Genomic DNA, 11,984 nt, shown 5'->3' on the forward strand with positions numbered 1-11,984 from the left:
CCTAGAATATGTGGTCCATCACGAACGTTCTCATAAATACATTTTGTTTTACAGCATATTGCTCTAACTTTGATTGCCTATAGTCTGATAGTGTGAAAAAAATGATTACTGGAACAATAGCATTCTGTCTTTTATAGATATCTGTTATATGGCCATATAACTGTATTTTATGTTCGTTTGCCTTCATATGTTGCATACGATCTATTTCAACAAAATGGGGAACATTATCCTCAAAATACGTTGCGTCAGGAATAATCTGATACCGTTGACCATTGATTGAAAACTCGATAGGTCTTTCTGTTTTCCATTCTGGAAATCCAAGCCACATCCAGCTTTCGTTTCGCATTAGTATGTGTTGTAATTGACTACTTTTCTTTACTTCTCTAGTAATGCCTAATAAGTCCCGTCCCTTTTTGTTTAAATAATATACGTGTTCACGAGCCATTTTTGTAATGTGACAATATGAATGTAGATCCTTTAATACACGATTTGCATTTCGAATGCTACCTAGACAGTGAATGGCTTGTAATTGTCTCCTAGTTGCAAAATCTAATTTACTCAAAGTGGATAAAATCTCGATTTGTCTCGCTTTCTGTTTGAGTGTTTGATGCCTCATTTTGCTTCACCACCTTATATTGCTTTAGCAACTCCCACATGTCCGTATCCTTTAAATAAGGTACTTGGATTTCCTCTGTACGATCTGTTTTAAACAATGCTCTTCCTGGAAGAGAAGGCAAATCCTCTAACCCTGATTCATCCAAAGCAACTTGTGAAGCGACCGCCGTTGGTAATCGAAAGCCTATTTTCGCATCAGCATTTTGTTTAATTTGTCTCGGTAATGTATCAGAAGTAGGATATTGCGTACAAAATATGAGCCGGAATCCTAAACCACCTCCGATTCTTGCGATTTCAGATAACATCTCCTGGCACAAAAATAATACATCACGTTGTTTTTTAGGTAATCCTTGTGTGGGACAAAGATTTGCTCCTTCATCTACTATGATGAAACATCGCTCTTTTATGGATGTATCTATGATATTAGTAAAGTAGGACTTCTTCATTACTTCAATTTGTTTAACCATTTTCTCACGTACTTTAGCCAACATTTCTAACGCCTGTTCCGGATTTTCAGCTACTTCTACAACTTGGGATAGCTCTTTGTAAGGACTAAATTCTAGCCCTTCTTTCAGATCGATAATAAAAAAATTTACGTGTTGAGATTGTTGCAAAATTAAACTAGTCATCACATTTTTTAAGAATACTGTCTTTCCAAAACGAGTCATTCCACTTACACACATATGCGGTGTTTTCTCAAAGTCATGATATACATATTTATCTAACGCTTTCCCCACCATAACGCTCCATGTATGCTCTTTTAATAGATCCTTAGACCAATTCCACATTTCAGGTATTTGTTGGCTAAATACTCGAATATGAAGCTCTCTTTGGTGAAACGATATTTTAACAGGTTTATATAGGCCTTCTTCTAATACTTCAGCTAACTTTTGGATAAGTTGACTAGGTACACCAAGTGGTAACTTGTAAACATAATTCATACTTATATCATCTTTAATTTCTTTTATAAAAATGGGGTATTGTAATTCACCTTTATGTTGAACACATATCTTTGTAATTTCAAAAAACGTTGCAATTTTTTTCTTATCACTCATTCCGTTACTTTGATAAAAATAAGCTACAGTTATAAAGGTTGCTGGGATTAATAAAAGTGACAACATTCCCTCCATACCTCCTTAAGGTAGTTGAGCCTGTATGGAAGCTTAGAAAAAGTGGTTTAAGATGCGCTATTATAATCACTTTCAACTACCAGATGTAATACTAACGCAGAAACACATCTAGTATATCCATTAGAACGTACCAAACACTCCCAATCAACAAGCATTTAAGACCCGCACGTAGCAACCAACCTGGAAGATAAAGACCTTTCTTCTTCAGCAATTTTATTCCTAAAACTGAAGCTCCGGTCACGCCATATACAATCCCTAGCTCTCCAATGATTGTCATGTTTATCTCATCCTTTCGGTTTGATAGATAAATTGCCCTTCCGATCTCTATAAAGTTGATAATCATCCAATAGCTCATTCCATGACAATGCATGTTCTTCGCCGTATAACTCCTCCTCAATTTTTTGACTTAAATAATAGTAACCTCGGTATTGTTGGTCCAGGTATACTTCGTGACGTAACATATGATCTTGTATAGCGCATATGTTTTCTTCATTTTTATTAGCTTTGTACATTTGATTCAATGTTCGAGAAGAATACAGATAAGGTGTACTATGCAGCATTTGATATTGACTCATATGTCTTCACCATCCATATAGATTTCTAGATACACTAAATACATATGATAGTGATACGGATTTTCGAATTTGTCCCTAAAAAAAACGTCATTCCTATTTTAGAATGACGTTCGACAAAAATCTTAAATTCTTTGAAACTGTGCTAATAACAAAAAAACCACCCTTTCTTCACGCCGTCGCAAGCAGAAAAAGAGTGGTTTTCGTAAAAATAAATGATAATTAATAGCCACCACCTGACGGTAATAGTTATCAAAAGAGGCGCAAGTGTTGGTAGCATGTTGCTCTCTTTTTTATTGTATGATTTTTTTAAGGGGTTCGAAAGTAAAATTAAAAATTGTAAATTAATCTTTTCAGTTATGTTAGTAACAATGTAATTGAAGAGTAGTTAATAAAATCTAATATAAATATATATCTTATATATATTTAAAATATAAAGATAAAACTTATATAGGACTGGCAAATGTACGTATATCCTTACTGTAACATAGACTTTTAACATCTCATAGCGTAAAAAATCATAAATAGTAAAATCTAACAACGGAAAATTAGGTATTATTATGATTTGAAATCTACAAATAATCATAAATGAAATTTAGTATTCCTACATAAAAAATGAAACAATTTGATACATTATTAAACATATTTATTCAATCGTAAAATTTCATATGAATTCAATGAATCTCCACAATCTTATTGTAGTTACCCACAAAAGATTCACATTATGTGTTATTTAATCAACAGTATCCAAATTTAGCACATAACTCACATTAATATTGATGATTTTTGATAGATGAAGGCATATAAGCTATTTATATCAATGATAATGGCACTAAATTATTCACATTATGTGTTATTTATCTACTTATCCACGAAATTTAATTTTTTTCTTATGATTTCTTGTAGATATTTGAATGTATATAGGCAGCTTATAACATGTTTATATGAAAGTATGTGTGGAAATGTAGATAGGTACTATACTATTTTTGTATATGATTGCATAAAAAAAGACTCTATTTTGAATAGAATCGAGTAAAGTTACTTATTGTGAAGAATGAGTAAAATTCTTTTAAATAAACGTATCAACACGAATAGCCCTCTATCTTGAATTTTTTTCAAAAATAGAGAGCTGATTATGATTAGTTCGTTTTCATTGCTGTCAGTACTTGCTCAGCTGTTGTTACTGGGATACCAGCGCGTATTAACTGTTCAAAGGCACGCATAAATGTAATTAAATTAAAGTTATCTGGTACTTCAATAACGCGAAGCTTTTCTTTCGGTAATCTATCTATCTTCTCAATGAACAATTCCCGAACATCACTAGGAATAGAGCGCTCTTTATGTCCTCTTACCTTTAAGAGTTCACGTATTTCTATTTCTAAAGCCATATAAGCGTTTAGGTTTGTACCTTGTTCATAAGCGTACTTTCTAAACAACGTTTCTTCTTGATACTTTAGATAGTTGCGATGATATGATTCCTCTGTAACAGGTACAGCAAATTTGTAGTTTAGTAACTCATACGTTTTGCGGAACAGCTTTTTGATGTTTCGCAGAGAGTACATAGAGAAATGCAATCCGAAATCAAATACAGCTTGTTCTTTATGTTCTTTTGGAACATGTTGTGTAATCAGAGGATAAATACCTTCTTTAGCCGCTGTATCAAGAATTTGATATTGTGATGTTTGATTTAATAATTTCTTCAGTGTATATACTAACTTGCTTGGATATTCTTCATTACGATCTATCATGTCACGTAAGCTATGAATTACGCTTCGAATTTGTCGATGGCATGTATATTTAAGTACATGGATAAACTTATTCATGTCTTGTGTAAATTCACCAATATTCATTTCTTGTAGTACGGATTCGATAAAACGAGCTTTACGAGCATAAGTAAGATTTGGTGTGAATGGATCACGATGCTGTACTTCTCCTGTTTCTTTTGCACATAAGAAATCCGTATGTAAGGATAGATATAGAGTCGTATATCTTTTTTTATTCTTAACCCCTTTTTGTAACTTACAAATTTTGAATAGTGGAGTCCCTGTACATGGTAATGCAGTTGTTAATTCTGTCATAACTGCGCGGATTTGATGTGGATATTTTTTATGTAAAAAGCGGTACATCCCACCAAAATGAGTTTTATTCCCTTTTTCATCTTGTTTGTCTAAGGAACGTTTTAGTGTAGTTTCACTGTGCTGTTGCATAGCAATATCTAAGAATAGTTTCTTAGATGCAATTGATAACTCAAAGAAAGCTTTCGTAAATACCACTGGGCTAATATAAACATATGCATTGGCCTTTTCAGTTTCTTCATTCATAAAATGAGTTAATTTAATTGTATATCGGCCATCTAATTCATTTTCAATCGTAATAATGTTATGTATACTTAATTTCTTTAATGCAATATAGAATTGAGAGTGCTGTATGTAAGCGAATTCTTCTTTATATAGTTTGTAATCTTCCCACATCATATGTATTGTTACATTTGGAATGACTCCATTCGTGTAACATTTTTTATGTAGATATAAGAAAACTTCCAAATCTGCGTTTGTAAGGCCATATAATTTATGCTTTCTTCCCATTGTTTCCGAAATAGCAGATAGTGTACGACGTGAAAAAGATGGTTTAGCCTGTGCTACGAAGCCATCCACATCGGCAATACGCTCCTCATATGTCATTTGATTAACAATATCCTCAAGGTATGTATCTTTATAGCTGTAGTATTTCTCTTCGAAAGTTTCAACAAGTTTTTGCCAAGACTTCAGTGTTACTAAAACTGCATTTGTAGATTGTCCATTTAGACTACGTTGATTACGAATAATAAATGATTTTCCCATCTTTTTCACCTCCTACCTATAAATTCAGAAATAAATGCCAAAACACTATAAAATATACCAATTTTGATTATACCAAATCGGAATTTGCTGAAATGCGTCCCTTTAAGAGAAAAAACAAAAAGATGAAACGCCCTTTAATCCCTTGTGTATCAAGGGGTTTCAGGATTCCTGTAATTTTTTTTATGGACATGATATGGCTATGGATTTTCATATTGCTAGAAAAGAAGTGAAATAGCAAAAAAACCTTGTAAACATGATTAAATCAACGGTTATATCGATTTTCAAAAAAATAAAAGGGACATGATATGGCTATGGATTTTCATGTTTATAATTGTGAATTAAACAGATGAACCCTTTTAAATAGTGATGTTAATGGGGTTTATCTGTAATTTTATAATTACAAAAGGAACATGAAGTGGCTAGGCTAGTTTTCATGTTTGGATAAAAAAGGGGACATCATACAGCTATGGATTTTCATGTTGCATAAATACATGAAAATAGGGTTATAAACATGTAAAGCCTTAATATAAAAAGGTTTATGGGGGGTTCTTCTGAAAAAAAGGGACATCATATAGCTATAAATTTTCATAACGAATTGTATAGGTGTAGTAGAAAAGCTTATATATCAAGCTTTAAGCATTTTTAGAAAAAAAATTTCGAGTTAGTAAAAAGAGTTACATAATGTCATTTTTGTTTCATGTTTTGATGGAAAGGGACATGATATGGCTATAAATTTTCATTTTGATGAATTTGGGGTGTTCGAAGTAACATTAATATTTTAATTCTTACATTTTTTTACTTTTACTTCTCTTTTAACGAACTTCAGTCAGAATTCTCCTTCCTCTAAGCGCAGCGTAGGTGGGAGATGAATGGCCCGGCCTAACAAAAGTACTTCTGAGTGGTAAAGCATCGTAAAATTTGTTTATAATAGAGTTATTAGAACAAACATTCGGAGGTGACGACATAATGAAATTGAACTACAGGTTTGAAATCTATCCTACAATAGAACAACAACATACACTAGAGAGATGGATTTCCATTTGTCGTCAGCAATATAACTCCGCTTTGCTAGATAAACAACGATATTATAAACAAAACAAAAAAGACTTAACACGGTATGAATTACAAAATCAGCAAAAACTTGATAAAAAGATATATCATTTCTTAAAAGAGGTTCCTTCGCAACCTTTTCAGGAAGTGTTTGCGCGCTTGGAAAAAGCCTATAAAAAGTTCTTTAAAAAGGATGCTGGCTATCCAAAAATGAAAAGTTTTAAAGAATATCGTTCTATTACTCTTACTCAATTTAGTATGTTCAAATATAAAAAGAAGGATGGTTCCTTGGGGACAAGCCGTCGTATGTGTTCTCTCACAAAAGGCGGTAAACTTCTTATCTCGAAATTAGGGGTCATTGATATCAAATGGCACCGTAAATTAGATGGCCGCGTTAAACAAGTTGTCATAAAACATCAAGGAAACCGTTGGTTTGCGACTTTTTGTGTTGAAAAACACGTAAACCAAGATTCTATTTGTGATGCAAATAAAACAACTGGTATTGATGTAGGCATCAAAAAATTTGCGGTTCTATCTAATGGAGAAGAAGTTCAGAATCCTACGTTCTTACGCAAAGAAGAGCGTAAATTAAAACGTGCACAACGTAAACATTCAAAAATGAAAAAAGGTTCGAAGAACTGGTGCAAGCAAGTAGACAAATTACAACAAATTCATACGAAGATAGCGAATCAACGTAAGGATTTCTTGCACAAACTAAGCTTCCGATTAGCCAACAGCTATGGTGTAATTTGTATAGAAGACCTAAAAATCAAAAATATGGTACGTAACCGTCACCTAGCAAAATCCATCCACGATGCAGGTTGGGGGATGTTCCGTACATTCCTCTCCTACAAGGCAAAACGAAATGGTGGATGTTTGGTAATGGTAAAACCGCACTACACGTCACAAAAATGTTCGAATTGCGGGGAAACAGTTAAGAAATCGCTTTCTGTTCGTACGCACGTATGCAAACAATGTGGTACTGTACTGGATCGTGACCACAATGCAGCAATTAACATTGAAAAAGCCGGCTTAACGCAAATTGCGTATCAGCCAACATATTAAATGTACATAACATCTATATAACTGTAGGGCAAGGTCTTGTCCGAACAGTATAATCTACGCCTGTGGAGAGCGTGTAAGACCGAATCTCGTAAGAGATAGGCAATGCTTGTAGAATCAGGAAGCCCCACTTCAAGCGGTGATAATCGGTAAGTGGTGGGTAGTTCACAGCTACAGTAACTATGTTTTTAAGGTGAAATTAGAGCGAGATAAATAAAATGTCGAAAATATAAGAATTTTTTGTTTTTTTGTTGATTTATGTTATTTTTAATGTTAAACTCATAATAACAAAGAAAGAGTAAACGAAAACCCTTAGTGAATAAATTATCAGAATTTTCATTCTTTTATCGGTTTACTCCATGTGATTTACACGTTTGTGTATTGCTTTTCCACTCTTTCTTTGTTCTTCCTTATAAAAGAAAACAATCTGTTTTTATCCTAGTTGTTTTCTCTTGTAAAGATTTAATTTGTTTTTTTATACAGTTGGAACTACTATTTTAAAAATTATTGTTGTTTAGGGGGGATAGCTAATAGTTTGGACATGTAATGAAGAGTTTTTATTACAATGGAGTGGATCCAGAAAGAGGTGAAAAATAAGAAATTTGGATGTTAGTTTTTTAATTTTAGAAAAGGAAGAATAAAAATATAGTGGACATACAATTACAATAAATGAATGCAGTATAGATCAGTATACTTGCATTCATTTGCTATGAAATTGTATGGTGTTTGTTTAAGAAAGATAAGATATTATAAATTATGCTTTGTATTGTTATTTTAATCTATATATTTGTATATTACAAATAATATAAACTGTATTTATAAATAATATTACAGCCATTTCCGAACGAGAAAGCCCATCGCCTTTAGGCATGGGATGATAGTGAAGTTGGATACGGAGTACCATTAAAAATCGAAAGGTTTTTGGTACTTTAAATATCCAAAGTGTTGGTATCTTTTATTTTTCATCCTTTTTGTTGCAGTTAAATAAATAAACTGATACAGTATAACCATGATAAATGATTATAGAAGAACTAAAACAACCGTATCATTCATTAACTATCATTTTGTGTTTTGTCCACGATACAGAAGAAAGATTTTTCTAAACACAAAAGTAGAAGAACGTTTCAAAATGTTGGTTCAAGAAATATGTAACGGACTGGATATTGTTATTATCGCAATGGAATGTGATACAGACCACGTTCACTTGTTTTTAAATACAATGCCAACACTTAGTCCCGCCGATACAATGGCAAAAATTAAAGGGGTGACATCAAAGCGTTTGAGGGAAGAATTTCCTCACCTTATGCACTTGCCAAGTCTATGGACACGTTCCTATTTTGTTTCTACTGCTGGAGATGTATCAAGTGAGACAATAAAATATTATGTTGAAAATCAAAAAACACGGGGGTGAAACTTATGTCGCAAACCATAACAGTTCAAGTTAAATTGCTTCCAACAAAAGAACAAATCTGTTTATTGGAACAAAGTAGCCACGAATATATCAGAGCCATTAATGAACTTGTATCTGAAATGGTAGAGTTAAAGAAAAGCACTAAGAAAAGTACAAAAGATGTTCTCGCTAACCTACCAAGTGCGGTTAAGAATCAAGCGATTAAAGATGCGAAAAGTGTGTTTTCTACAAAGGTGAAAAAAAGTAAATACAAAATCGTTCCGATTTTAAAGAAACCCGTTTGCGTATGGAATAACCAAAATTATTCATTTAACTTCACACACATCTCGATTCCATTTATGGTGAATGGAAAATCAACTCGTTTAAAAATACGTGCTTTATTAGTAGATAAGAATAATCGTAACTATAATTTGTTAAAATACAAGTTAGGTACACTCCGAATCACAAAAAAATCTCACAAATGGATTGCTCAAATATCTATTACAATTCCTACAACCGAAAAGACAGGAACAAAGATAATGGGTGTCGATTTAGGGCTAAAAGTTCCCGCTGTTGCAGTAACAGACGGTGACAAGGTTCGTTTCTTCGGAAACGGAAGACGAAATAAATATATGAAACGTAAGTTTCGTAGTGTCCGCAAGCAGTTAGGAGAAGGTAAGCAATTGAATGCTATTCGCCAATATAATGATAAAGAACAAAGATGGATGAAAAACGAAGATCACAAAGTAAGTCGTAAAATTATTGATTTTGCAATATATAATAATATTTCTGTCATTCGATTAGAACAACTAAAGAATATTAGACAGACGGCAAGAACAAGCCGTAAAAACGAAAAAAATCTACATACTTGGTCATTTTATCGTTTAGCACAATTTGTCGAGTACAAAGCGACATTAGTTGGTATTAAGATCGAATATGTGAACCCTGCTTATACAAGTCAAACCTGTCCAAAATGTTCTGAAAAGAACAAGGCACAAGACAGAAAATACAATTGTATATGTGGGTTTGAGCAACATCGTGATATCGTTGGGGCGATGAATATTCGCTACGCAACTGTGATTGATGGTAACAGTCAATCAGCCTAAGCACCTATATGGTCTGGTTTAGGAGGGGCAATGAGATGCCCTCATCTTGAAGGCTGTTCAAAACAGAAATGGACTGCGAACGCTTAGTCATTCAAGAATCCCACCCGTTAATCCGTAAGGATTAGGGCTTGCGACTTCAGTCGTGGGAGTCTCAAAGAGTGGGCTATAAGTATGCAAAATAGAGCCCTTAACATGTTAACAGCGAAATGAAAGGATAGAATATTCCGACTTCGTTTCTAGTTTTATAAAAAGGAACATCATATAGCTAATTATTTTCAAGTTCAGATCAATAATAAATGTATATAAGGAGCCGAATTTATATGGAAGACGTTCTACAATTGTTTAGAGATGCACTATCAATAACGGAACAATTGTATAAACAAGATGAGCAATTGTGGCATAAATGGGTTTCCTATTATGTTGAGGTTGAAGCAGATCAAAGTAAAATTGTGACTTCAGAATACCTTTCTCCGTCATTTTCAATGCTTGTACAGTGGCTAGAGCAACAACAAAGAAAAGGTGTTTCTCCTCTAGATATATATAGAAATATAGATGATTACAGATTAATCATCGATGAGACAATAGGTGTCTTTATTGAACAAGAGTTTCGTAAAAATCAGACAGTTAGTAATAAAGTGCATACAGCAACAAGTGAATCAGATGCGAACATATTGAATGAAAACTATTTAGAAGTAAATAACTCCGCGGTCTATTATAAGTTAAGAGATGGAATAGCTAAAAATCAATTTGAAGAAGATGAAAAAACACGGTTGAAATCTTATCCTATTGAAACAAAGGATAGTAATGGAGTGGCACAGCTTTCCTCTCATAAAGATGAAGATCTAAAGTTAACGAATATTGAAGAGACAGCAAGATGGAATACATTAGTAGATGGTGTAATGAGTAACATGGATGATCTAACTGCAGATTGTTTAGATACCATCACGATTCAATGGTTGAATGAAGCAAAATCGCCTGATGAATTTATTGATTTTTCATATGAACAAGTTTTAGAAATGTGCAGTATTTCAAAGGCTAAGGCAAATGGTGTCGAATATTATAGGGTAGAAGATAAAATTAAAGTTGCGAAGCGGATTGCGGCCCTAGCGAGTATTTTTATATATCTAAATGATGACAACGAAGTAGTCGTATTAAATGATCGCGCTGAAACAGGTAAGCATTATGAAGTAAAACGCGAGGTAATTAAAAGACTATTTGTATTAGATTCCGTAGTTCTATGGAGAGATAAAAACACAAACGAATACATGGGGATAGAATCGTGCCGAATCAAACCGGGAAGTTTCTTATCCGGATATCTATATGGATCTAATAGTACTACTGCACTATTATCAAAAAAGGCACTTGAATATAATAGTTATAGACACAAATATCATAAAAGATTAATTCGATATTTGACATGGCAATGGAGAATCCGTCAAATGTTTTCTAGCTTACAAAGACCTTATTCTATAGGTGGAGATAAAGGTTTGTTAGCAGTTATGGCTATAAACCAGAAACAAAAACCTAATCGTATCCGCGAACAATTAGAAAATGTTCTTAGTGATTTAGAAAAAGAAGAAGTAATTTCTCATTGGGAATATCATAATGGTTTAGAAGAAGAAAAACTGACAAAGAAGAATTGGTTTAAAAACTATTATTCACAGTTAGGAATAGTAATATTGCCACCCAAAGAACTAATTAGTTCAATGGAAAACTTAGCGAAAAAGAAAACAATTGATACAATACATGAGGAAAGTCAGCCAATAAAAATTGTAGAAAAACCATTAGATACGAATGAAAATGAACAAGTAATCAGAGAGAAAATAGAGTTTATGCATATGAAAAAGAATATAACTATGCGAGAACTTTCAATAGAGATAGGTATATCGCAGCCTACTCTTTCTAGATTCTATAATAAAAAAACAAAACGTCTCTCTAGTACGGCGAGAAGCAAATTGAATCAATGGTATAAAAGACAAATGATTATCGATAAAATGTAAGTTAAAGCTAAAAATTAGTATTAAAAAGAGTCCTAGAAATAGCATTCTTTTTAATGTAGTTATTGAATTTTCCTGTTTTAAAATACACTAATCAATATAGAAATATCCCTATTAATAAATAGGGATATTTCTATATTGAAAAGGAGATTAGAGTAGTGCTATGTGGTATATGCAATAGAATCAGTAATGTATATTATTTCAGTAACTTATCCAAAGCGC

9 protein-coding genes are annotated in these 11,984 nt (G+C 32.9%); 4 read left to right on the top strand and 5 right to left on the bottom strand.

Going from position 1 to position 11,984, the window contains the following annotated elements; genetic code table 11:
* Nucleotide 1: 1 nt before the first annotated feature.
* The 5 genes from FT637_RS27965 to FT637_RS27985 all read right to left on the bottom strand — a co-directional run bounded on the left by FT637_RS27965 (nt 2) and on the right by FT637_RS27985 (nt 5,157).
* Nucleotides 2–616, bottom strand: a complete 615-nt coding sequence (locus FT637_RS27965) for a replication-relaxation family protein (RefSeq protein WP_193649026.1) — start codon at nt 614–616, stop codon at nt 2–4.
* Nucleotides 555–1,736, bottom strand: coding sequence for an FtsK/SpoIIIE domain-containing protein (locus FT637_RS27970; RefSeq protein ID WP_193649027.1), 1,182 nt, complete (start codon nt 1,734–1,736; stop codon nt 555–557). The genes FT637_RS27965 and FT637_RS27970 overlap by 62 nt, the downstream gene beginning before the upstream one ends.
* Nucleotides 1,737–1,836: 100 nt before the next feature.
* Nucleotides 1,837–2,022 carry a hypothetical protein gene (locus FT637_RS27975; RefSeq protein ID WP_002107213.1) on the bottom strand — a complete coding sequence of 62 codons (186 nt, stop codon included), beginning with the start codon at nt 2,020–2,022 and terminating at the stop codon, nt 1,837–1,839.
* Between the two features lie 7 nt (nt 2,023–2,029).
* The gene (locus FT637_RS27980) at nt 2,030–2,320 is read right to left on the bottom strand and encodes a hypothetical protein (RefSeq protein WP_193649028.1); all 291 of its coding nucleotides are present in this window, start codon (nt 2,318–2,320) and stop codon (nt 2,030–2,032) included.
* Between the two features lie 1,136 nt (nt 2,321–3,456).
* Nucleotides 3,457–5,157 carry a hypothetical protein gene (locus tag FT637_RS27985; RefSeq protein WP_193649029.1) on the bottom strand — a complete coding sequence of 567 codons (1,701 nt, stop codon included), beginning with the start codon at nt 5,155–5,157 and terminating at the stop codon, nt 3,457–3,459.
* Nucleotides 5,158–6,123: 966 nt separating this feature from the next.
* Between FT637_RS27985 and FT637_RS27990 the strand changes: the two genes are divergently transcribed.
* From FT637_RS27990 to FT637_RS28005, 4 genes are all read left to right on the top strand, one after another.
* Nucleotides 6,124–7,272 carry an RNA-guided endonuclease InsQ/TnpB family protein gene (locus FT637_RS27990; protein WP_193649030.1) on the top strand — a complete coding sequence of 383 codons (1,149 nt, stop codon included), beginning with the start codon at nt 6,124–6,126 and terminating at the stop codon, nt 7,270–7,272.
* Nucleotides 7,273–8,278: 1,006 nt separating this feature from the next.
* Complete coding sequence (tnpA, locus tag FT637_RS27995) at nt 8,279–8,680, top strand: IS200/IS605 family transposase (protein ID WP_193649031.1); 402 nt, start codon at nt 8,279–8,281, stop codon at nt 8,678–8,680.
* Between the two features lie 5 nt (nt 8,681–8,685).
* Nucleotides 8,686–9,765, top strand: a complete 1,080-nt coding sequence (locus tag FT637_RS28000) for an RNA-guided endonuclease InsQ/TnpB family protein (RefSeq protein ID WP_193649032.1) — start codon at nt 8,686–8,688, stop codon at nt 9,763–9,765.
* Between the two features lie 320 nt (nt 9,766–10,085).
* Nucleotides 10,086–11,765, top strand: a complete 1,680-nt coding sequence (locus FT637_RS28005; protein WP_193649033.1) for a helix-turn-helix domain-containing protein — start codon at nt 10,086–10,088, stop codon at nt 11,763–11,765.
* Nucleotides 11,766–11,984: the final 219 nt, after the last annotated feature.

Origin of the sequence: Bacillus cereus (genome assembly GCF_015071065.1) — a bacterium.
Classification (GTDB): Bacteria; Bacillota; Bacilli; order Bacillales; family Bacillaceae_G; genus Bacillus_A; species Bacillus_A cereus_BA.

Bases quoted from the DNA above. Each gene is read 5' to 3' on its own strand.
- FT637_RS27965 (WP_193649026.1), bottom strand. From the start codon at position 616: ATGAGGCATCAAACACTCAAACAGAAAGCGAGACAAATCGAGATTTTA.
- FT637_RS27970 (WP_193649027.1), bottom strand. From the start codon at position 1,736: ATGTTGTCACTTTTATTAATCCCAGCAACCTTTATAACTGTAGCTTAT.
- FT637_RS27975 (WP_002107213.1), bottom strand. From the start codon at position 2,022: ATGACAATCATTGGAGAGCTAGGGATTGTATATGGCGTGACCGGAGCT.
- FT637_RS27980 (WP_193649028.1), bottom strand. From the start codon at position 2,320: ATGAGTCAATATCAAATGCTGCATAGTACACCTTATCTGTATTCTTCT.
- FT637_RS27985 (WP_193649029.1), bottom strand. From the start codon at position 5,157: ATGGGAAAATCATTTATTATTCGTAATCAACGTAGTCTAAATGGACAA.
- FT637_RS27990 (WP_193649030.1), top strand. From the start codon at position 6,124: ATGAAATTGAACTACAGGTTTGAAATCTATCCTACAATAGAACAACAA.
- tnpA (WP_193649031.1), top strand. From the start codon at position 8,279: ATGATAAATGATTATAGAAGAACTAAAACAACCGTATCATTCATTAAC.
- FT637_RS28000 (WP_193649032.1), top strand. From the start codon at position 8,686: ATGTCGCAAACCATAACAGTTCAAGTTAAATTGCTTCCAACAAAAGAA.
- FT637_RS28005 (WP_193649033.1), top strand. From the start codon at position 10,086: ATGGAAGACGTTCTACAATTGTTTAGAGATGCACTATCAATAACGGAA.